Here is a 22,349-nt window from a genome sequence, read left to right on the forward strand (position 1 = left end):
CGTCGGCACTCACAGTGGGTGCCGACGTCGTGTCCTGTTGCGGTGGTTGCCGGCCAGAGTCAGCCATCACAGCTGGTTAGTGGCGATGCCCGAGCTGCGTGGACGTCGTGGCGACCTCGAAGATCCGCTCGCCGGCACGGTTGATCCACGTTGCTTTCAGGGTTGCGGGCTTCACAGTGGTGTCAGCCTCGATCCGGGCAAAGACGTTCGGCTCAACCGCGCTGTGCACCAGCGCAGGGTGTGGAACGTTGAGGCTCGCGATGGTGCGGTCGTGCAGCGGGCTGACGATCCATTGCCAGAGGTCATATCCGACGCGGGGACCGTAGTTCAAGGCGCGGGATACGTGGATATCGCCGCTGAGAAGGACGACGCCGGGAATCTCTTCGTCCTTGATGAAGTCGAACATCGCCTCGCGTTCGTGCGGGAAGGTACCCCAGTCGTCCGATTCCGCGTTCTGCTTGTCATCCCAGATCATTCCGCTGACTACCAGCTTGAACGTGGCGTCACTGGAACGCAGGGTCTTCTGGAACCACTGCCACTGCGTCGCGCCGAGGCATGTTGGCTGTCCGACGTCGGCCCAGCTTGCCTCGGTCCGGCTGAACCATCGGGGGTCCAGGAGGAACACTTCCACGGGTCCGCGCCGGAAGGACGTGTAGACGCCTTCGCCGGCGTCGCGCCGGGTTTGCTGTTCCCCGGCAGCTGTATGACCGTAGCTGGCGTTGGCACGGTAGTCGACGAATGCCGTACGGGTGTTGACCTTGCCCTTCACATCTCCCAGGCTGGCGTTGAACGCAAAGTCGTGATCGTCCCACGTGCCCCACGTCGGAATGGAGCGGACCAGCCGTGCCAGTTCGGGAACCTGAAGGAACTCGCGGTGGCGCTGGCGGGCGAACTGCAAATCAACGGAGTCGATGTAAGGGGTGTCTCCCATGAAAACGAAGCTGTCGCACCCCTCCGCCAGGATGCGGTCCCAGACGGCGTCCGAGCCGGAGGGGGCACAGGAACCGACGCCCATGACCACCTTGGCCTTGGAGTTGTCCGACGGGGCAGTGGTGAAAGCACCTATCAGTGGGGTGAACTCCGGATCGCCGGTGACGGGAACGATCGTGAACGTGTACCGCGTTCCGGGGTGCAACTTATCCACTTCGAAGATCAGGCTGTAATCGTTCGCGCTGGTGAGGGTGGCCTGCACCCGCTCTTCCTTGCCCTTTTGGTTACGGACCGTGCATTCCCACCGTGGAATGGCGTGGTGGTCCCGGCCGGGGCGAAGCCAGATCCGGGTTGTCCGATCCGTAGTGTGGCCCACCATGGGTCCGGCGGCCGGTTCCTTGGGCTTGGGCGTCGGCACCACGGCCGGAGCGGTCCCTGCCTTTACGGAGGAGACGTATTTGGTCAGCGCGGCAAAGAACGCTTCACTATCTCCCACGGCGGTGGCTGGCTGGATGGCTGTACCTGCAGCGTTGAAGCACTTGTCGATGGTCAGGCTGGTCACCAGGAACCGGCCCTTTCCGTGCGCGCCCTCCAGCAGTGCGGGAGGCTTCGGGTTGCCCCCGGGGGCGCAGGAGAGCAGCACCCGCATGGACTCCCAATCAACCAACGTTTCCCAGCTGACGCGGATCGCTGAAGCGCGGTCAGTCAAGACCCGACCGTCGATGCCCGTCCTCAGCGCCGTGACAAGAGGGTGTTCGGGCGCCATGGCGTAGATGGCGTCATGGTCCGGGTCGGCCCGTGTGGCGCTCAGCGGTGCGGGCAGGTACGACGCTTTCTGCGAATACTGGTCCGACTGCGCCATGTCCAGCACCACGCCGCCGGCTGCCGCAAAATCACGCAGCGACGAGGATTGCGCAGCTACATAGTCAAGATAGGTGGGCGCGTTGTTGGTGAACGTCCCGAAAGCAATGAGATCGACGCCTTGCGATGTGGCGGGCAGGCCGGGATCGAGGGTGATCACGGTTGCCCCGGCCCGGCGCAGCAGCTCCCCCAGGCCGGTTGCCTTGGTCCAGGGATCGTTGAACTCCAGCACTGCCGCGCGGATCGGCGCACCACCAGCGGCATGCGCCGGGATCGACGCCGGCACGGTCGCGGCGATTGTCAACCCGGCTGAGGCGAGTCCTCCCCCAAGGAAGCCGCGTCGTCCAACTGATTTGTGGGTGGTCATGATGTTCTCCTTATTGTTCCAACGTTGGGGGTTACCGATTTCCTGAGTGATCGCCCGGTGGGCGGTTGCATGACGAACGGGAGTTCTGCGAGGGCGCGGGGTTCCTCCACCAGCGCGTCCCACTGGTAGGTGTCCCGGGTTTCGTTGACGAAATCCATGGCTTCTTGAAGGTGCCTGGGCTCGTAGTTGTGGACGCCGGTAATGGTCAGCAGGGACCGGACCATCCTTTCGGGATCGAAGGACACAGCCGGGCCCGGCGAGACCGAGCCGGCCAAGACCAAGCGACCTGAGATGTCCAAGGCTCCCAGGGCAGACTCCACGGCTTGGGCTGCGCCGGACACGTCAATTGCGATGTCCACGGCAAGGCGCGTGCGGTCCGCGTTGGGTGCGGCTGCGTCCGTCGCTCCGAACTCCTGGGCCAGCGCGAGCCGTTCCGGATTGATGTCCCGGACATGCACGGCTGATGCTCCCCGGTGCTGGGCGACAGCGCAGGCAACGATTCCCAGCATTCCTGCACCACTGACGAGGACGCGTTTGCCTGCAAGCATGCCGGCGGCTTCCACCACAGCCATCACTGTTGCGGTGGCGCACGCGACGGGCGCGGCCGCCGCATCGCTCACCGTCTCCGGGACCGACACCATGGTGATGCCGCGGCGAAGATGGATGTGGGACGAGTAGCCGCCTGACAAACCCCAAACGCCGTCGAGCGGTTCATGGCCGGTCTTGAGCAGCTCGACGCATTTCGCCGTGACGCCTGCCCGGCATCTGGCGCATTGGCCGCAGGCGACGGTAACGCTCCAGATCACCCTGTCGCCTGGCTGAAGTTGCCTGCCCTTGAAGTCCTGTATCCCGCCGGGGCCAATGCTGGTGATTCTGCCAACGGCCTCGTGCCCAAGAATGCCGGGGTGGGGTCCGGAACGTCGTCCGGAAATCGTGTGGATGTCCGAGCCGCAAATGGTTGCGAGATCAATGGTTGCCATCGCCTCGCCATGAGCCAGTTCGGGCAGGTCCACGCTGAGGTTGCGGAAGTCGCTTCCACCGGTCCATACCTGGGCGGATGCGGTCAGCGGAAGAGTCTGCGTATCCATGCAGAGAGCCTTTCGATCGCGAAGACGATGAAGAAAATGATCAGGATGATGCTGCCGGCGACGTCGAAGTTGAGTGTGCGGACGGATTCCATGAGGAGGAAGCCGATGCCGCCGGCGCCAACGATTCCCAGGACCGTTGATGTGCGTATGTTCACGTCCAGCATGTACAGCCATTGGCCTGTGAGTTGCGGCAGTGTCTGCGGGATCACAGCCGCGAACAGCACGTCCCACCACCCCCCTCCGGCAGCACGGACCGCCTCGAGCGGCCCGCCGGGGATTTCTTCCACTGAATCGGCCACGAGCTTGCCGAGGAATCCGATGGTGCCTACTCCCAGTGCCATGGCGCCGGCCATGGGTCCAAGTCCGATGGCCGCTACGAAAATCACGGCCAGAATGAGCTCGGGGATGGCGCGAACGACCAGGATGATGGCTCTGGCTGAGTGGTACGTGTGGACGGATGGAGAGACATTCCGGGCGGCCAGGATCCCCATGGGGATGGCCGCCGCGGCTCCGACCACTGTCGCCACGAGCCCGATGGCCAAGGTCTCTCCCACCGCTTTCAGCAAGGCATTCTGTAGGCCATCCACCGATGGCGGCATCAGCCGCCCAAACACTGAAACAAGGTCCGTGAACTGCTTGATGGGCGCCAAGGGGTCGATGCCCAGATAGATGACGGAAACCACGACGGCGGCAACTGTCACCGCTGCGCACAAGCCGCGAACCGTGCGCCCCTTGGTCCAAGGTGGCCGAACCGAGGGACCGGGAACGGCCGGCGCTGCCGCTCCATCGGCGGCTGCATCCAGAAGGGTTCGGCGCAATGCGACGGCAAGATACTCCATGGCAGCGATGATGAGCAAAATAACCAGGATGATACCCATGGCGCTCTGGTACATCAGCCCGCGGAGGGCGTCCTGCAGGGCGAAGCCGATGCCTCCTGCTCCCACGAAGCCAAGGACCACGGAGGTCCGGAGATTGATGTCCACCCGGTAGATGAAGGTGCCGATCCACGCCGGCGTGATTTGCGGCAGCACTGCGCTGACCAACTCCGTGAGCCGTCCGGCGCCGGTTGCCCGTACTGCTTCCCTGGGCCCTTCATCGATCTGCTCGATCGCATCTGCGAAGAGCTTGGCCATCATGCCCACCGAGTGCAGGCCGAGTGCCAGGATGCCGGGCAGGACACCGATACCCAACGCCCGCACAAACAGCACAGCGAACACGAGGTCCGGGATCGCCCTGCACATGGTGATGATCATGCGCGCTGCATGGTGTACTGCCGGATGCGGGGTGGTGTTCGAGGCAGCGAGGAAGGCCAGTGGTATGGAAATGATCGTTGCCAGGACTGTTCCCAGCAGTGCCATCATCAGCGTTTCCACCAGAAGCTCCCCAACACGCGGGGGATCATCCAGCTCCGGAGGAAGCATGCGCTCCAGCAAGTTGCCGACGTCCTCGAATCCGCCACCGAGCGCGCCAAGGTCGAAGTCGATCTGACGTGCACTGAGCACTGTCAGGCCGGCGATTGCGGCCAACGCGATCCAGAGAACGAACTTTTCCCTGCTGAACGGTGGCCGGAGGACGTCATTGGAAAATGCTGCCTGCTGGTTGTCCGGCGAACATGCTGGTTCAACGGCTGGTTTCAGGGCAGTCTTCATGCCCTGGTTCCATCCGGGGCCGCCTCCGGCTGGAGTTGCCGGTATACGTTCAGGACATCGTCGCGGGACAAGGCGGCGGTGTTCGAATCGAGGACCTTTTCACCGTCCCGAAGTCCCACGATTCTGTGGGCCCAGTGCATTGCCAGGTCCACCTGATGCAGCGTGCAGAGGACGGTGATCTTGTTCTCAAGGCAGATCTGGAACAGCAGATCCATCACGTTGGCAGCGTTTTCGGGGTCCAGCGATGCTACCGGCTCATCGGCGAGGATCAGTTCGGGTTTTTGCATCAGGGCCCGTGCTATGGCCACGCGCTGCTGCTGGCCGCCGGACAGCGAGTCGGCCCTCTGAAACGCGTGTTGTCCCAGCCCCACCCTCGAAAGATGTGTCAGCGCCTCACGCCGCTGGGCGCGGGAATAGCTGAGGATTCCATAGCGTGGTCCCGGTATCCGTCCGGACGCTCCGATCAGCACGTTCTCCAAGCACGTCAATCTGCCTACCAGGTTGAAGTGCTGGAAGATAAAACCAATTTTGGAGCGGAGCTTGCGCATCTCGCGGCTGGTCATGCCATGGACCGGCTGTCCAAGGACGGTGGCCTCGCCGGCGGTGATGGGATTCAGGCCATTCAGGCATCGAAGGAGGGTCGATTTGCCTGAGCCGGAGAGTCCCAGCAGGACCGTGAGTTCGCCGGGGGCCACCTCCAGGTCGATTCCCTGAAGTGCAGTGACTGGTCCGAAGTCCTTGCGGAGTTTCCGGACGCGGATGGCTGGTTCGGGTTGAGCGTCCGAGCCCGCGGTTGCTGCAGCCTGGGTCATGGTCACGGCTCGCACTTTTCAGATTTGGTGGTGAGGCAGACGTTGCGGATGCCGTCGTAGTCGGCGTCGCCGGCCTTCACCACACCCCAGGCGTGTTCGCCGGTCATCAGGCATTCCTTGCCTGTGCAGTATCCCTGGGACTCGAAGTATTCGGCGTTGGCTTTCTCAGTGAAGAGAGCTGTCAGCTTGGCGACAGCGTCATCGCCGAGTTTGTTGCGGACCGCGAAGACAGAACCCGGAATCATCTCGGATTTCCAGACTGATTTGAGCTCGCCGGCCTGCAGTTCCCCCTTGCCGGGAAGGGTGTCTTCCACCATGGACTGCATGGCAAAGCCCACCTCGCATTGCCCGCTCTTGACGGACAGAGCTGAGGCATCGTGGCTGCCTGCGTAGATCGGTTTGAGCGCTTTGCTGATGTCGGATTCCTTGCCACTGGAGGCGACACCCGAACTGATCAGCCCGGCTGATGGGTAGAGGAAGCCGGAGGTTGAACCCGGGTCAACAAAGCAGGTGTCCTTGCCCGAGAAGTCCTCGATCTTGGTCACTGCATCGTTGCTGCCCTGGGTGATGCCCAAGGAGTAATAACCGGCAGGGGTGTCCTTTGCTTTGGTCAGGGCGCCAAGCGGCTGGATGTCTGCCTTGTTAGCTGTGGCTATCACATAGGAGAACGGGCCGAGGAAGGCGATGTCAACCCGGTCTGCGATCATTCCTTCAACAATTCCCGCGTAGTCGCTGGCCTGCTGGAGCTTGACCTTGGAGCCGGTTTCGGCCTCGATCATCTTGATCAAGGGCTCGTAGGTTCCGGTGAGGTCCGTGGAGTTCTCATTCGGGATCGCACCGATAACGATCTCCGAAGGGAACCCGCTTGACTGTTGGGGCTCACTGGCTGAGGCGCATCCCGAGAGGAGCACCACGCTCGCCAAGCCAACTACTGACGCGGACAGGGCTTTGAAATTCATTGGGAATCCTGTTCTGGAGCTTTGTGAGGGGGTGCGGCCTAGGAAAGCAGGGCGCCGGGCAGTTCTGTGACGGAATTGAGGATGTGGGTGTGGGGCGCAGTCTGGAGGTCTTCCCTGGTGTGGGCACCGGTGAGTACGCCGGCCACCACCGATGCACCGGACCGCGTTCCGGCCAGCAGGTCGCTGGTGGTGTCGCCTGCCACGGCGATCTCGCGGACGTCGTCGATCCCCAACCGCAGCATCGCTGTCAGAATCATGTCCGGTGCCGGGCGCCCACGACCCGCATCAGCGGGGGAAAGTGCGTCGTCGACCAAGCCTTCCCACCCGAGGGAGGTGATCAGGCGGTCCCGGGTAACGGGCGAGAATCCTGTGGTCAGGACGACCTTTACCCCGGCCTGCCTCAGGCTTCTGATGGTTTGGGCCGCACCTGAGATCGCGCTGACTCCCAGCGAGGCGATGTTCCTTTCATAGGCGGCCTCGAACATGCCATTGGCTTTCCCGGCGGCTGCGGAGTCCCCGCCAAAGATCTCCATGAAGACATCGATCTTGCTCTGACCCATGGTGTCCAAGGCATATTGCACAGCATCGCGGGCTGCCGGCGAGCCTGATGCAAGGCCCATGTCAGTAACTGCGGAAATGAATGATTCCTTGACGACGCCGCCGTCCTGGACTGTTGTTCCGGCCATATCGAGGCACACGAGTTTGATCATTGGTGGTACTCCTGAGTGTTTGGTCCTGCGATGTTTAGTCATACGCAGTGCAGCTGCATCCAGCATGCCCTTAAAAATAAATCTGTATAGACAGATTCTGGACCGTTCTCCGATTGTTCATCAGCCATTAATCCCTTATTTTTCAACGAAGCATGCACCCGGGCAGGCTATGATTGCCTCATGCAGTCCGAACCCATCTACCTAAAGTTGTCCGAACAGATCATGGAGCAATTCTCCGATGTTCCGGTCAATCGCGCCCTGCCGTCGGAGCACGATCTTGGCAACATCTTCGGGGTCAACAGGCAAACGATCCGGGCCGCATTGGACGAACTGGAGCGACGCTGGCTCATCCGCAAAGTGAAGGGAAGCGGCACGTTCCGTACCCAGCGGGTTGAGTACCGGATCAGCCGCGATCTGGCTCCGTCCTTTACGCAGACGGTCCGTGCCGCCGGCGCGGACCCCCGAACCATCAACTCCAAGCCGGTGATACGGCAGGCAAGCCCGGAGGAACGGGACATCCTGGGGCTGGAGGCAGGTTCCAAAGTCACGGTTTTGGAACGGGTTCGGTACATCGATGACATGCCCGTCAGTACGGCCATCTCAGTACTTCCTTCCGCCGCTGTCCCCCGCTTGGCCGCCATCCTTGCCGTCGATGGATCGTTGGATGGCGTCCTGCGCCGGCACTACGGCTACTCCCCGCATCGCCAATGGAGCCAAAGCCGCCTCTCATCGCCGCCCAACGAAATTTCCGAGACCCTCGGGCTCAGGGGAAGGCCGCCGCAGATCCTGCTGCGCGGCCTGATCTCTTGCTCGGAGTCGGGAAAAAGGCTGGAATATGTGGAGAGCTACCTCAGGCCCGACGTCTTCGACGTAGTGACGGAACTGGGCCAATGCTGAACAGCTACACCCTTGGACATGTCCGCGCCGTCACGCCCGAGGGCATCCTCGAGGACCAGCTGGTCAGCGTATCCGGCGGCGTCATCGAAGACGTCGGCCCGCACCGCAGCGGAACACGGGCCGACGTCGATGGACGCGGACAGCTCTGCCTGCCCGGCCTGGTCGACGTCCACAGCGACGCCCTTGCGAGGGAGTGCCGCCCCCGGCCCGGCGCCGTCGTTCCCGTTCCGCTGGCCCTCCACGCCGCCGAGAGCAACCTGCTCGCGGCAGGGGTCACCACCGCCTTCCACGCCATGTCCTTCCAGCTGAAGTCAGCGGTAGGTATTCCCATCAAGTCCCCGCAGGCACCGGAAATACAGCACGCTTTACAGGCCTACCCCGAACCAAGAATGGACCATCGGGTCCTGCACCGGCTGGACGTTCGGTGCCCCGGAGGCATTGACCTCTTTCGCGAACAGATTGCCGGGCAACCCGGAACCCCGCTGGTGTCCTACGAGGACCACACACCAGGACAAGGCCAGTACAAGGACCGCTCGGTCATGGAACGGTGGCTGCAGGACGCCCAGCAGATGACGGCGGCCAGCGCCAGGCATCACGTTGACCTGCTGGTGGCCGAAAGGGATGAGCAGATCCCCCTCCGGGAGCAGACCCTGGGGTGGCTGAGCAGTCTGGCCGCGGACGGGTCCATCAAGCTCATGGGGCACGACCCTACGTCTCCTGACGAAATCGATGACCTCATCGCCCGGCACGCCACCATCGCCGAGTTCCCCACCACAATCCAGGCAGCCAGGCACGCGGCCGCACAGGGCGTCGCCAACGTAGCCGGGGCACCCAACATCCTGCTGGGCGGGTCCCACTCAGGAAATGTTTCCGCCGCAGAGTTGGCACAGCACGGCGTCCTGCACATCCTGGCCTCCGACTACCTGCCGTCGAGCCTGCTGCCGGCCGCCTTCGAACTGGCCAGGCTGGGCCATGCCACGCTTCCTGCGGCCATCGGCATGATCACCTCTGCGCCGGCCGCAGCAACAGGCCTCCACGATCGGGGACAACTGGCGCCAGGCCGCAGGGCAGACCTCCTGCTCTGCTCAGACTCCTCCGAGTACCCACGCGTCACCCGGACATTCACGGCAGCATAAAGCAACCAACGGTCGCAGCTTGGTAAAGGCATCTTCGTGAAGACCGTGTCCGGTGTTGACGCATTGCACCATAGGGTGACGTTACGAAGGACCACGCCGACGACCTGGCATTCGGATACCGGTCTATCGCCGACGAACTTCCGGGAAAGGGCATCACAGGTGCCGGGCTTGCCTAACGCGTGTCAGGAGCTCCCATTGATACGAGCTCCTGAATCGATTCGCTGTCCGTTATGGGAGATCCGTAGGTTGGCATGCGGTCCAGATGCGGGAGCAGGGCACGCAAGGCCGGATTGCTGTTGTCCGGGTTCCAGCAGACGCTGAGACTTACCCGCCGGGACTCCACCGGGTCCAGCTCCCGGTAGACGACGCCGTCCACTCTCAAAAGCGTCGCGGACTTGGGAACAAGGGCCATCCCTCTACCGGCGCGGACCAATGCCAGCATGGCCGGTATCTCGGACACACTATGGGATGTCAAGAAGCGATCCAGGTTCAGCATAGTGGCGCACATATCGTGGAAGTACTTCTGGTCGAGGCTGCTGTAGGCAATGTAGTCGCCAACCATTGCGCCCTCGAGAGTCAGCGGCCCGGGGGCATCGGCCAGCCCATGACCGGCGGGCAGCGCCGCAACCATTTCTTCGGAGTGAAGGTGCCTGGATCCGAACATCTCAGGAACCGCGGGTCGCGCCAAGCCCACGTCCAGTTCTCCGTTTGCCAGTGCTTCGAATTGGGCCTCGCTCACCATCTCCACGATGTTGATGTCCACCGATGGGAAGAGATTGTTGACATAGGTCAGAAACTCATTAAGGACTGCATACGCGCCCATCGCAGTGAACGCGAGGCGCAGCGTACCGACCTCGCCCGCTTCTGCTTTATGGGCAAGCTGTGGAAGCGCCTCCGCAATGGAAATGATCCTTCGTGCATCAGCCAAAACCAAGGCCCCGGCGACTGTTAGGGAGATCTCCTTTCCTCCACGTTCCAGGAGCTTGGCATGCACCGCCCGCTCCAGGTTTTGAATGTTTCGGGTCAACGTTGGTTGCGTTAAGTGGAGCCTTTCGGCGGCTCTGCCAAAGTGCAGCTCTTCCGCAACGGCAACGAATCCCTTGAGTTGGGACAGGGTTGGGCTCATGCATTGAGCGTATCACCGGATGCATAAAAACGCTTGGACACGTATGACGACCTCGATTTACCGTGGATTCATCACCTCAGAAGTTGCCCACATCACACAGTTTGAAGGATCCGATGACGACTCTAGTTATGGCCATGAACCCGCAGCGAGCCGAGGACGTGTGCGATGCCGCGACCAGGCTCCGGCTGGACGAACGATTTGATGTTCGCTGGGGATCGGACACCTTTGACGCCGACGAACTGGCCCGTTTGCTTCCGGGAAGCGATGTTGTGGTTACCAGCTGGGGAACGCCCAAGCTGACGGCGGCTATGCTCTCAGACGCTGCCGCGCCGAAGATCATCGCCCACGCAGCAGGCACCGTAAAGAACGTGCTTGATCCAGATACTTTCGACATGAACCTCGCAGTGTTTTCCGCAGGTGTTCGAATCGCCGAATCGGTTGGCGAGTACTGCCTCGCTGCAACCTTGACCATGCTCCGAAGGCTGCCGGCGTTTGATCAGGCAATGCGGGCGGACGAATGGAAACCCGCGAACGTGCGCGGACGGGAACTGACGGGCAAGACCGTAGGAATCGTGGGCGCCAGCTCCACGGCACGGGCTTTCATCTTGCTTCTGAAGCCTTTTCATTGTGACGTAGTGGTCTATGATCCCTACCTTTCTGACGCGAAGGCACGCCAGCTGGGCGTACGCCGCGGCGAACTCGAGGAAGTTGTCCGCGCGCCCATCGTCTCCCTGCACGTTCCTAATCTTCCCGCCACGGAAGGAATGATCACCAGCGAGCACATCAAGTCCATGCCGGACGGCGCACTGCTGATCAATTCGTCAACCGGTCCCACGATGGACTACGACGCACTTGAGGCCGAGCTTTCCAACGGCAGGGTTTTTGCGGCCTTGGACGTCTACCCGCAGTCACCTCCCGCATTGTCAGCCAACTACACAGCCTCACCCAACGTGCTGCTGACTCCTCACATCGCCGGCGACTCGGTAGAGGGGCACCAGGCCTTGGTGGGCTTCGTGATCCAGGACGTGGTCAGTTGGCTCGAATACGGGCAACGCGGCGAAAGCTGCGTCGATCTCAACGCGCTCTCCCGGTCGGCATGAGCTTGTACCCCTCAGACACTCTGGAAGAGCGGACCCAATACCGGATGCCCCGCGTCGCGTCATTAGAGGTCTTCGCGGTCAAGGTACCCTTCAAACATTCGTTTGTCCTCGGAAGCGGTGCAGTGGGTGCCCCAGGCCAATGCGGCGATGTCATCTTCGTCAAGCTCACAACGGACTCAGGACACGTTGGTTGGGGGGAACAGAGAGCCCTGCCGAGCTGGAGCTACGAGACGCCGGAGACCATCGTACTTGTCATTGAAAAGTACCTCAGCCCTCTGCTCATGGACCTCTCCCCCTTTGATGTAGGACTCTTCCACCGCCGGGCCGACAAGGTTCTCAGCCCCTCGGTCTCCAATGGATTCCCTTTTGCCCGCGCTGCAGTGGATGTAGCGATGCACGACGCCGCAGGACAAATAGCGGGACTCCCCGTTCATGCGCTCCTTGGCGGCAAAGTCAACAGCGAGCTGGAACTGTGTTCTGCCATCGGCGTCGACACGCCCGCCGCCATGGTTGCACGAGTCGAAGAATCTTCTGAGTATCACGCTTACAAGGTCAAGATTTCCGGTGACGTCCGGGCAGACACCGAAGCGATTCACGCTGTGTCTGAGGTCGCCGGCGGCAAACCACTATGGCTTGATGCCAACCAGTCGTACAGCCCATCGTCCATGATGCGGCTCCTGGACAGAGTTGTCGACGTACCGGGACTCTTCTGCGTGGAACAGCCCGTGCCCAGCACCGACTGGGCAGGCATGAAGCGAGTCCAAGCCGCGAGCCGGATTCCCGTGGCCATCGACGAGGGCAGCTTTACCTCGCAGGACTTAGCCAGGACTATTGCCCTCGGTGCAGCCGACATGGTGGTCATCAAGATCTGCAAGTCCGGCGGAATCCGTAACGCCATGAAGACGGCCGCCGTCGCCACCGCCAACAGCACGGAAATTCTGGCCAGTGGACTGACCGACTGCGGCATCGGGTTCGCGGCTTCCCTTCATCTCTTCAGCAATCTGGAACTGGCCCTCCCCGCAGAACTCAACGGCCCCGAACTCCTCAATGACCTCTACGTCGAAGGCCTCACCATCACCAATGCCATTGCCACAGTGCCGGATGCGCCTGGCTTGGGCGTGACCGTCGATGAAGAACGCATCCGGTTCGAATCCCACATCTAATCCCCTCCCCACCACCAATTCATACAAGGGAAAAGGGGCGAGACGCCAAGCCCGATTTCCCAGCGGCCGGTAGGGAATACCAAAATCCGACCGCCCTGTACCCGTCAAACGCTGAATAACTCGACACAGTGGGAGTGAAGGGCTGTAAGTACATCCTTTGCGCAGCCCCTCACTCCTAGCGGCCGGTGTGTGACCGCACTCCTACCGGTCCAGTGCCTTCATTACCCGAAGGACAACCTCGGTTCCTTTGCGAAGATCATCGAAATCGGTCCATTCTTCGGGAACATGGCTCCGGCCAGCACGGCTTGGAACGAAAACCATTCCGACCTCCGTGACCTGGGCGATGAACATCGAGTCGTGCCCCGCCCCGCTGCTGATATCCCGGTGTGTGTACTCCAGGGCCGAGGCCGCTTCGCGAACGGCGTCCACCAGGGTAGGAGCCAGCTGCACCGGGCTGAGATTGAAAAATTCATCCACATCGGCAGCCACACCGGACTGGGAGGCGACCTCGCCGACCATGACCGAGATACGGTCGATCAGCGCGCGGAGCGACTCCTCATGGGGAGAACGCAGGTCCAGTGTGAAGTCCACCTCCCCCGGGACCTGGTTGCCTCCACCGGGGGCCACTGTGAGGTGGCCAACGGTAGCCACTGTGCCATCGGCGATCTCGTTGACGAACCGGTTGACCTCCCGCACCATAAGGGCGGCGGGTACCAGCGCATCCTGGCGCAGGTGCATGGGGGTTGTGCCGGCGTGGTCGCTTCTGCCTTTGACCGCAACCCGCAATGCGCGAACGCCAACGATGGAGGTTACGACGCCGATCTCTATTTGCTCCTGCTCAAGGAGCGGTCCTTGCTCAATGTGTAGTTCGATAAAGGCACGCATGTCCGCCGCGGAGCGGGCTGCAGCCTGCAGTTCGCCCGGCTTCAAGCCGAAGGCAGTAGCCGCCTGCCTAACGGACACTCCATCCTCATCAACCAAAGAGTCCAGTTCCCTGTCGGCGACCAACCCTGCAATGGCGCGGCCGCCCAACATGCCACTGCTGAAGCGGGCCCCTTCCTCCTCAACGATGGCAATGAATTCGAGAGGATGCCGGTTCACGTATCCGTTCTCTTGCAACACCCGGGCAGCCTCAAGAGCGCACACCACGCCTGCAGTGCCATCAAACATCCCGCCGTTTCGGACAGAATCGAAGTGTGAACCCACCGCGATCGCAGGTAGCTCGGGATCAGTGCCTTCACGTCGGCCGATAATGTTGCCGAGAGCGTCTTCACGAACGCTCAAGGCGGCGGCTTTCATAGCCGCAATGAGCGTTTCCCGAGCGGCGGCGTGCTCTGGAGTGTAGGTCAGCCGGGTAACACCGGGGCCTTCCGCCGAGAACCGGGAGAGCTCCCGGATCTCTTTCTCAATGCGCTCCGCTTGCGCTTCCTGCAGGGTCACTTCGACGCCTCGTAGTCGCGACGGGTGACGAACTGGCCGAATCCCTGCTCGACCAGAACTTCTCCTTTCTCTGCCACCACCGTTCCGCGCACCATCGTCAGAACCGGCGCACCCGTGACGGGCATCCCGTCGAACGGGCTGTACTTATGCAGGGATCGGAACTGCGACGCATCCACTTTGGTGTCAATGTCCAGATCGAGGATCAGCAGATCGGCGTCGGAACCAACCTGTAGCGTGCCCTTCTGCGGATAGATGCCAAAGAGCTCCGCAGGTTTCTCGCACATCACCTCGACGAGGCGTTCCAACGATAGCCTGCCCTTGTTCACTCCATTGGTCAGCATCATAGGGAGAGATGTCTCAAGGCCCAGCGCACCGTTGCCGGCTTTCCACACGTCCTTCCAGCCGGGTTCTTTGTCCTCGACAGGATGTCCGCCGTGGTCAGATCCAAGGGTGTCGATGAGCCCGTTCTCGAGTTGTTCCCATAATCTGACGTTCATCTCGGCTGAGCGGACGGGCGGGGCGACCTTCATATACGGTCCGATTCGTTCGGCGTCGTCCGTGGTGATATTCAGATACTGCGGACCCGACTCGCAGTGGACGTCCTGGCCCTCGGATTGCGCCCTATGTATCAGCTCGACGCCGTCAGGGTTGCTCACGTGAAGCACGATGAGTCGACAGCCGGCTTCTTTCTGCAGTAGCAACGCACGCTGAATGGCCTCGTTCTCCTGGAAGACTGGTTGGGATGCCTCGTAGGCGGCCATGTCCTTGCCGCCAGCGGCTTTGATCTGCTTCTGGAGCGCTTGAATGATCGTTTCATTTTCGGCGTGGACCACGATGACTGAACCACAGGCTGCGATCTCCTGGAAGATTTCGAACAGTTCGCCGTCGCTGACGGCGTCGAACATGCCCGGCACTGAGGCTGCCATCATTGACTTGAAGCCCACAGCGCCGGCGTCGTGCATTTTGCGTATCTCGGGCAGGTTTCCCGGTACTCCGCCTCCATAGAGCGCGAAGTCAACTTTCAACCGCTGCCCCGCCTGCTTCTTCTTTTCGAGGAAGGCGTCCAAAGTGGTGGTGGGTGGGAAGGTGATCGGCATCTCGATGATGGTGGTGATGCCTCCCACGGCCGCAGACTCGGAATCGAGTTCGAAGCGGCCGTACCGGTTCTTGAGATCCATGTCGATGATATGCACATGTTCATCGACCACGCCCGGCATCACGAACTTGCCGCCCGCGTCAATGGTTCGGCTGGCCTCGACATCACTCGTGTCCGCGCTGATGGCGGCGACTTTGCCGTCTTTCACCAGAATGTCTGCCTCGGTGATTCCGTCGCTGGATACCAGACGGCAGTTCTTAACTATTACGTCAAACACTAATTCCACTCCTTTTAGCTAGAGGTACTGCTTCTCTGTCGGTTTTTGATACGAGTTCGCTTTGCTGGTCTGGTAGCCCAGAGCGACCAGACTCTCGGCCACGCGGCAAGCTGCCTCGACGGGGTCGATGACAGGAACGCCGAGCTCAACGCTCAGTTGACGGGCGAACCCCACCATGCCGGCGCATCCGAGCACTATCGACTCGGCGCCGTCCTCCTGGACCGCCTCCTTGGCGGCTTGCTTGAGCGTCTCCAGTGCGGCGTGTTCGTCCTCATGGAAAGCCATCACCCCCAGGTTTGGGAGCTTGATGGAGGCGAGGCGATTCGTCGCCCCCGCTTGCCGTACCAGTTCGTGCAGATGTTTCCTGACCCGCGGAAGGATGCTGACAATGGAGAAGGTGGCCGCGACGAACGATGACATGTGGATTGCAGCTTCGGCAACCCCTACCACTGGCCTGTCAGTCAGCTCCTTGACCGCGTCAAGTCCCGGATCCCCGAAACATGCGATGACGTAGGCGTCAGGCGGGTTTTCCCGCTCAGCGCGCTCGACCTCTTCGACGAGATGGAAGGTGGCCAGTGCTTCGTCATAGCTACCCTCAATGACGGCGGGTCCTCTGGACGGGTTGATGGCAGAAATTATGGTGCCGGGCGCTACGACTTGTTGCGCTGCGTCCGCAACCGATTCAGTAAGGGCGCTGGAACTGTTGGGATTGATCACGAGGATCCTCACTGTGTTCCCTCCTGCAGGTGAATGATCGGGACATGCCCAGGGGCCACGCCCCGGTAGTTTTTTGAAACGTCAAACACGCTCCACTCCTTCTGGGAAGAGATACTGCTTATCTGGTTATCTGTTGGCTTCATTGGTGAGTGGTAAGTTCCCCGTCCTCCTGTTCCAGCAGGTAGTCTTCATTCGCGCTTTCCGCCTCGGAGAACAACGGGAACCTCTTCGCCACCCACCTCATGGCGGGATAGTGCAAAGCCACTGCGGCAGCAAGGCCAGTGATGAACATGAGGTCAGGTGTCAGGAAGGCCAGGGCCAAGGCAACCACGTAGACCGCGAGCGCAACCCAGTTGAACCCGTGCCAATAGGTATAGATGCCCTTGGTCCGATACAGGTCCTGAAGGCTGACCCTGCCCCGGCGAACCAGGAAGTAGTCGGTGATCATGATGCCTGCGAGTGGACCCAGCGCACTGGCCAGGATGTTCAGGAAGCTATTAAGCGTGTCGGCGAACTGCCATGGCATCATCAGCAAGCCGACGGCGCCTGAGACGATGACGCCTGTCTTGAAGCTGAAAGCGCGGGGGAAGGTGCTGCACAGCGTGTAAGCAGGAGACAGGAGATTGGCGGCGGGGTTGGTGGACCAGGTTGCCAGCAGAACGAATACCTGGAAAAGAATGGCCATGGGAACGGACACTTCGCCTACGACCTTGGTGATGGCGAACACCGGGTTCCACTCCCCCACCAACACCATCGACGCGGCTCCGATAAATCCGAAAATGACTGACGCCGGCACCATTCCCCACCATTGGGCCGCCGCATACTTGGCATCGGACTTGGCCCGGCCTTCCCCGGACTGAGTCGGGGCGACCTTACATTCCTTCACAATGTCGTGGATGCTCACCACCACGGCAATCCACCCCCCGACGAAGATCATGACCGCCGTGGAGAACGGCAACCCCGGAGTCTCACCACCCATGTTCATGACCTCCCGGAGCGTCACTCCGGCGCCATCAAGCATCAGGTAGACCATGAACACACCCATGGCCAGCAACACCGGTGCGGCAAAGATGTTCATCCACCGGATGAAGCTGATGCCGTAGAAGGTGGTCACCACCTGCACAGCGCCGAAGATTAGCACCCACAAGGTCAGGTTTGAGAACCCTGTGAGGATCCGGGTGATTTCATCAAGTGCCAGCGCTCCGAGCCACGTCTGAAAGCCGAACCAAAACAATGAGAGCAGTGCCTTCACAACGATGGGGATCAACGATCCCCGGATACCAAACGGCATCCGCGCTGCCACAGTGAAGTTGATACCCCAGCGAATGGCCGCACTCTGAGTGAAAAACACCACGACGACGGCGATGGTACAACCCGCGGCAATGGCCACGATGACCTGCCATACCTGAAAGCTGGCCGTCAGTTGCCCCGCGGCAATGAATATGGCCACTTGGATCGCCATGGCAAACCAGATGGCAGCCAGGGAGAACGGCCCCACGGAACGTTGAGCGTAACGCGTAGGTGCGTTGGATTCATTCAGGAGACTGCGGCCCTGCTGGTCTTCTGTTGTCGTCATTGACATTTCTCCTTGCACGAAGAGGAACGAACGAGGCAGAGGGCTACTCTGCGTCCCGCAACTTCACCACGCACGCCGACCTCACCGCGATGTACATGACATACAACTTTTTACGGAAACTTATACGCCATGGACATGTACGCGGGTGTGACGGGGGCCATAGTGTTCCGGGTATGAGTTGGCGCGCCAGCACGGCTTGCCCAACCAGTCGATCAATCTTCACCATGAACTAAGGACAGCCAATGCGCGTATTTGTTGATCAGGTCAAGTGCACAGGGCACGGGGTCTGCGAGGAGCTCGCCCCCGATGCCTTCCTCATCGAGGACGACGGAATTGCTCGCGTCCTCATCGCCGAAGTGCACGGCGCAACGCTCGCCGAAGTGCAGGCCGCCTGCGCACAGTGCCCCACACAGGCAATCACCCTCGCTGAACCCGATCCCTCATCCTCCGCAGAGAACGCGTAGGTCCCGAGGTGAAGGAAAGCGCAGCTGCCATCGAAGTCCAAGGCGCGAGCTTCATCCCCGATGAGCAACGATCCGGAAGACCGCGTGACCTCTTTTTCATGTTCCTTTCAGCCAATGTGACCCAGCTGTACGTTGTCATAGGCGCGACGATCATGGTGTTCGGCCTGAGCATGTGGCAGGCCGTGGTGGTCATTCTTGTGGCCAACAGCCTCATGTTCCTCATGGGCTGGTTCGCCAGTATCGGCGCCGCATCCGGAGTGCCAACATCGATTATCACGCGTGCTCTTTTCGGCATGCGGGGAAACAAGGTCTTTGGGGCCGGCGTGGTAGTCGTTCTGTCGACCCTGGTCACCATCGTCAATCTCGTGATCGGTACGCAGGGTGGTTTGGTCGTTGCCGAGCGGCTTGGCATGGCACCTGACGTCGCCACGACGGCTATCGTCTGCGGAATCATCGTGCTGGCATCCACGGGACTGGCAATGTACGGCTACAACATGATGGTAAAGACCAGCGGCGTGCTCACCGTGGTTATCGCTGCTGCTTTCGTTCTGCTAGGTTTCTTCGTCTTCCAAAAAGTGGACCTGGCATCCTTCCAACCGGTCCCGACGGAGAATCCTGTCATAGGCTTCGTCGTCGCGCTGACGTTGTGCATCGCGATGCCGCTGTCCTGGGGCAGCGCAGCGGACTTTGCCCGGCACATCCCCAGCACCACCAGACGCAAGCCCATCGTTCTCGCCGTCGGGCTCGGCGGCATGATCCCCCTCGTCGGACTGGAGCTGGTAGGCGTCCTTGCCGCCACGGCCACGGACATGTCCGAACCCGTCACAGGACTGATGAACCTCGTTCCAGAATGGTTCGGCACCGTGCTCGTCGTGGTCATCGTCATTGGTTCGATCATGAACACAGTCATGACCATCTACGGAGGAAGCCTTGCTGTCCAAGCCGCCGGGGTGCCTGTGTCCCGTGTGGTTGCAGTGACCGGGCTCGGTCTAACCGCGGCTATCGGCACGGTCTACGTGCTCTTCTTCGCGGACAGCTTCCTGAACATCCTCCAGCTAGGGCTGACGTGCTTGGGCTCAGTGGCAATGCCCCTGACAGCCATCTATCTCGTCGACAGCGTTCGCCGCAAAGGTCGCTACGACGGCGTCGCCCTGTCCAACCCCTCCCAGGGAGGCCCGCACTGGCATCGAGGCGGATTCCGTCTCTCCGGGATCTGCGCGCTGCTCGGCGGCTCAGTGGTGGCACTGCTGTCACTGAATGGGGCTTCATACCAGGGGCCCATAGCCGCAATGCTCGGCGGCATCGACATGTCCATCGTTCTCGGTGGGACGGTTGCCGCCGTGCTCTTTGTCGCGTTGTCCCGCCAGGAAGAACGAGCCACCTCCAACAAACTCACCGAAAGGACCCCACAATGAAAGAACCACTTGACTTCGCGGACCCGACTCTTTATCAGAACCCTGTACCGGCCTTCAACAAGATGCGCGAGGAGCACCCCGTGTTCTGGTCCGACAGCGCCGGAAGCTGGGTCGTCAGCCGCCACGCAGACGTCGTTATGGTGCTCAACAACCTCGAGGACGCCCAGGCGAGCCTGTTCAAAATCAACGATTACGCAGAGCAATGCCCATTTGGTAAGGGCACAGCAATCTCCCGCGGAATCGAAAATGCCCTGGTCACCACGGATCTGCCCGACCACCCGCGGCTGCGCCGGCACACGGCACCACTGCTCACACGGCGGTCCGTAGAACGGGACTACGCTGAGACAGTCGAGCAGACTGTCATCGCGCTGCTTGAGGGCATCGAGGAAGATACCCGGTTTGACGTCCTCGACTCAATCTCGGTGCCGCTACCGTTGGCGGTGGTCACCAAGCTGATCGGCTTCGACGCCGAAGATCCACTCCAGCTCAACCATTGGGCCGTTGATCTCACCCGGTCACTGGAACCGCACCTGGACAGTGACAGCCTCGAGGCCAGCGATAAAGCAGCCACTGCACTCGAGGACTACTTGCAGAGAGTGCTTCGGGACCATGCTTCCACTGCGCCCGCCGGGACCGTACTGCAGCGTTTGTACCAAGGCATGGAAGAAGGAACGCTGCTTTCCGAACAGGAAGCCGTTGTCCGCCTCATCGAACTCGTCGCCGCGGGAACCGAAACAACAACCACGATCATCCCGGCCGCCTTCGAGGCAATGACGCAATTCCCACAGGTGTGGAAGGAACTCCAAGCCGATCCAAGTCTGATCCCTGCAGCCGCCGAGGAGTTCCTGCGCTTCGCCACCCCCTCTCCGTTCACAGGCCGTGTGGCCGTCAAGGACATATCTCTGGGAGAACACGTCATCCGCCCCGGAGACTCCATCCAACTTGCCATCCTGGCCGCGAACCGCGACCCCCGAGTGTTTAGCGACCCGGACGTTCTCGACATCCACCGGACACCCAATCCGCACATCACTTTCGGGGGCGGTATCCATGCTTGCCTCGGCCAGCACCTCGCCCGTCTGGAACTGATCACCGTCCTGAAGCACGCGGTAAGCCGTTGGGAGTCGTTTGAGGTTGCCACCGAACAAGTGGTCCGACGTGATCGGATCGGCGTTTGGGGGTACTCCAGGTTCCCCATGACGGTGCAGATGCGGGCGGCATGATGAGACAGAACGCTGACGCGCCCGTCATCATCATCGGCGCCGGCCTTGCCGGCCTGCGGGCAGCGGAAGGCGCCAGGCGGGCCGGCTATACCGGAGCGCTGGTGATGATCGGGGACGAGGAGCACCCACCCTACGACCGGCCTCCGTTGTCGAAGGACTTCATCACCGCACCTGCACCGCCCGACGTGCTCCTTCGCGACCCCGACGAGCTCAGAAACGAACTCAACATCGAACTGCGTCTCGGGCAGGCTGCAGAGCAGCTGGATGTTCCCGGCAAACGCGTCCGGGTGGGTCAGGCGTGGCTGGACTACTCCTCGATCATCCTGGCCACGGGCTACCGCTCCCGCACCTTCAGCACCAATCGAGAGGAGCAGAATCTCTACCCTGTCCGCACAGTGACGGACGGGATGCGGCTTCGGGAACGCCTCGCTTCCGGCGCCAGGCACGTGGCGATACTCGGGGCAGGTTTCATCGGTTCGGAGCTGGCGAGCTCAACACGCTCCAGGGGCATAAGCGTGACGCTCATCAGCACAGTAAGGAAGCCACTCTCCGGGGCACTCGGTGATCAGGTGGCCGATGCCCTCGTCCAACTGCACCGCTCGAACGGCGTAGACGTAAGGCTCGGATGCAGCATCGCCGAGGTCAGCGAATCCTCCATCCTGCTCTCCGACGGGTCGATGGTCCCCGCCGATGTCGTCGCCTACGGAATTGGCGGCGAGCCAGCAACAGAATGGCTGGCAGGATCAGGCATCGAACTCGATGGATTCGGAGTGGTGTGCGACGAATTCCTCCGGGCAGCGCCCGGTGTCTACGCAGCTGGCGATATCGCATCCTGGCCCAGCAAACTCTTTGACCAGCAGCTTAGAAGTCCACACTGGACGGCCGCTTCCGAGCAAGGTGTTAACGCGGGGCACAACGCCGTCAGCGACGCGAAAGAGCCATTCGACACCGTCCCGTACTACTGGTCCGACCTGTACGGCAAACGCCTACAATTCGTCGGGGTGGCAACTGGGGACAAGATGATGGTGGTACGCGACGAGCTCCCTGACGGCGGGTTCCTGGCCCTCGCCCGCTCGGGTGACCGGATCTCCGCTGCCTGCGGGATCAACATGCGACGACAGATAGGGGTTGCCCGTCGGCACATCCGGCAGCAGTCCTCTTGGAGCGTAGCCATGGAAGATCTGGGCGTAGATCAAAACCCGGCCGTGCTCTCGAGGGTTTAGCTCAGGTGTTGGGCCTGCCCGTTGGAAGAACGTGCACGCCCCAAGCGGGGACGGGCACACAAAAATAAACCCCGGGTAACAACAGGGCCAAAGGCGGGGCCAAGAATTGTTGTATAATACGGG

General features: G+C 61.3%; 19 protein-coding genes. 8 read left to right on the forward strand and 11 right to left on the reverse strand.

Features of this window, described 5'->3' with window-relative positions; genetic code table 11:
- Positions 1 to 76 precede the first annotated feature (76 nt).
- Genes LN996_RS12345 through LN996_RS12370 form a run of 6 tightly spaced genes read right to left on the reverse strand, consistent with a single transcriptional unit; the run spans position 77 to position 7,376 of the window.
- On the reverse strand, positions 77 to 2,158 hold the full coding sequence (locus LN996_RS12345) for an alkaline phosphatase (RefSeq protein ID WP_231340675.1): 2,082 nt from the start codon (positions 2,156 to 2,158) through the stop codon (positions 77 to 79).
- Positions 2,155 to 3,246: a zinc-binding dehydrogenase gene (locus LN996_RS12350; RefSeq protein WP_231340676.1), complete on the reverse strand. Its 1,092-nt coding sequence runs from the start codon at positions 3,244 to 3,246 to the stop codon at positions 2,155 to 2,157. Before LN996_RS12350 ends, LN996_RS12345 begins: the two co-directional genes overlap by 4 nt.
- Complete coding sequence (phnE, locus tag LN996_RS12355) at positions 3,222 to 4,895, reverse strand: phosphonate ABC transporter, permease protein PhnE (RefSeq protein ID WP_231340677.1); 1,674 nt, start codon at positions 4,893 to 4,895, stop codon at positions 3,222 to 3,224. Before phnE ends, LN996_RS12350 begins: the two co-directional genes overlap by 25 nt.
- Positions 4,892 to 5,707: a phosphonate ABC transporter ATP-binding protein gene (gene phnC, locus LN996_RS12360; RefSeq protein WP_231340693.1), complete on the reverse strand. Its 816-nt coding sequence runs from the start codon at positions 5,705 to 5,707 to the stop codon at positions 4,892 to 4,894. Before phnC ends, phnE begins: the two co-directional genes overlap by 4 nt.
- 2 nt (positions 5,708 to 5,709) lie before the next feature.
- Entirely contained in the window at positions 5,710 to 6,666 is a 957-nt protein-coding gene (locus tag LN996_RS12365; protein ID WP_231340678.1) for a phosphate/phosphite/phosphonate ABC transporter substrate-binding protein, read from the reverse strand.
- A gap of 38 nt (positions 6,667 to 6,704) precedes the next feature.
- The gene (locus LN996_RS12370; protein WP_231340679.1) at positions 6,705 to 7,376 is read right to left on the reverse strand and encodes a phosphonatase-like hydrolase; all 672 of its coding nucleotides are present in this window, start codon (positions 7,374 to 7,376) and stop codon (positions 6,705 to 6,707) included.
- 180 nt (positions 7,377 to 7,556) lie between these two features.
- On the opposite strand from LN996_RS12370, the gene LN996_RS12375 reads away from it, so the two are divergent.
- Both LN996_RS12375 and LN996_RS12380 read left to right on the forward strand, forming a co-directional pair.
- Positions 7,557 to 8,273 (forward strand): GntR family transcriptional regulator, encoded by a 717-nt coding sequence (locus LN996_RS12375; protein WP_231340680.1) that lies wholly within the window; start codon positions 7,557 to 7,559, stop codon positions 8,271 to 8,273.
- Positions 8,267 to 9,409, forward strand: a complete 1,143-nt coding sequence (locus LN996_RS12380) for an alpha-D-ribose 1-methylphosphonate 5-triphosphate diphosphatase (protein WP_231340681.1) — start codon at positions 8,267 to 8,269, stop codon at positions 9,407 to 9,409. The genes LN996_RS12375 and LN996_RS12380 overlap by 7 nt, the downstream gene beginning before the upstream one ends.
- Positions 9,410 to 9,581: 172 nt before the next feature.
- Here LN996_RS12380 and LN996_RS12385 read toward each other — a convergent pair whose 3' ends face one another.
- Positions 9,582 to 10,535: a LysR family transcriptional regulator gene (locus LN996_RS12385; RefSeq protein WP_231340682.1), complete on the reverse strand. Its 954-nt coding sequence runs from the start codon at positions 10,533 to 10,535 to the stop codon at positions 9,582 to 9,584.
- A 113-nt stretch (positions 10,536 to 10,648) separates the two neighbouring features.
- On the opposite strand from LN996_RS12385, the gene LN996_RS12390 reads away from it, so the two are divergent.
- Positions 10,649 to 11,635 (forward strand): hydroxyacid dehydrogenase, encoded by a 987-nt coding sequence (locus tag LN996_RS12390; RefSeq protein WP_231340683.1) that lies wholly within the window; start codon positions 10,649 to 10,651, stop codon positions 11,633 to 11,635.
- On the forward strand, positions 11,632 to 12,798 hold the full coding sequence (locus tag LN996_RS12395) for a mandelate racemase/muconate lactonizing enzyme family protein (RefSeq protein WP_231340684.1): 1,167 nt from the start codon (positions 11,632 to 11,634) through the stop codon (positions 12,796 to 12,798). The genes LN996_RS12390 and LN996_RS12395 overlap by 4 nt, the downstream gene beginning before the upstream one ends.
- A gap of 201 nt (positions 12,799 to 12,999) precedes the next feature.
- Here the strand turns inward: LN996_RS12395 and LN996_RS12400 are convergent, their stop codons facing one another.
- The 4 genes from LN996_RS12400 to LN996_RS12415 all read right to left on the reverse strand — a co-directional run bounded on the left by LN996_RS12400 (position 13,000) and on the right by LN996_RS12415 (position 17,904).
- Positions 13,000 to 14,238: a M20 family metallo-hydrolase gene (locus tag LN996_RS12400; protein ID WP_231340685.1), complete on the reverse strand. Its 1,239-nt coding sequence runs from the start codon at positions 14,236 to 14,238 to the stop codon at positions 13,000 to 13,002.
- Positions 14,235 to 15,611 carry an allantoinase AllB gene (gene allB / locus LN996_RS12405; RefSeq protein ID WP_231340686.1) on the reverse strand — a complete coding sequence of 459 codons (1,377 nt, stop codon included), beginning with the start codon at positions 15,609 to 15,611 and terminating at the stop codon, positions 14,235 to 14,237. The genes LN996_RS12400 and allB overlap by 4 nt, the downstream gene beginning before the upstream one ends.
- 18 nt (positions 15,612 to 15,629) lie before the next feature.
- Positions 15,630 to 16,328, reverse strand: coding sequence for an aspartate/glutamate racemase family protein (locus LN996_RS12410; RefSeq protein ID WP_231340687.1), 699 nt, complete (start codon positions 16,326 to 16,328; stop codon positions 15,630 to 15,632).
- A gap of 139 nt (positions 16,329 to 16,467) precedes the next feature.
- Complete coding sequence (locus tag LN996_RS12415; RefSeq protein WP_231340688.1) at positions 16,468 to 17,904, reverse strand: cytosine permease; 1,437 nt, start codon at positions 17,902 to 17,904, stop codon at positions 16,468 to 16,470.
- A gap of 242 nt (positions 17,905 to 18,146) precedes the next feature.
- Here LN996_RS12415 and LN996_RS12420 point away from each other — a divergent pair, with 242 nt between their 5' ends.
- Genes LN996_RS12420 through LN996_RS12435 form a run of 4 tightly spaced genes read left to right on the forward strand, consistent with a single transcriptional unit; the run spans position 18,147 to position 22,226 of the window.
- A complete protein-coding gene (locus LN996_RS12420; RefSeq protein WP_231340689.1) occupies positions 18,147 to 18,368 on the forward strand; it encodes a ferredoxin in 222 nt (73 codons plus the stop codon).
- A gap of 8 nt (positions 18,369 to 18,376) precedes the next feature.
- Entirely contained in the window at positions 18,377 to 19,783 is a 1,407-nt protein-coding gene (locus LN996_RS12425) for a cytosine permease (protein ID WP_231340690.1), read from the forward strand.
- A complete protein-coding gene (locus LN996_RS12430; RefSeq protein WP_231340691.1) occupies positions 19,780 to 21,003 on the forward strand; it encodes a cytochrome P450 in 1,224 nt (407 codons plus the stop codon). The genes LN996_RS12425 and LN996_RS12430 overlap by 4 nt, the downstream gene beginning before the upstream one ends.
- A complete protein-coding gene (locus LN996_RS12435; RefSeq protein WP_231340692.1) occupies positions 21,000 to 22,226 on the forward strand; it encodes an NAD(P)/FAD-dependent oxidoreductase in 1,227 nt (408 codons plus the stop codon). Before LN996_RS12430 ends, LN996_RS12435 begins: the two co-directional genes overlap by 4 nt.
- The last annotated feature ends 123 nt before the right edge of the window (positions 22,227 to 22,349 follow it).

Origin of the sequence: Arthrobacter sp. AK01 (genome assembly GCF_021109375.1) — a bacterium.
Lineage (GTDB): Bacteria > Actinomycetota > Actinomycetes > Actinomycetales > Micrococcaceae > Arthrobacter.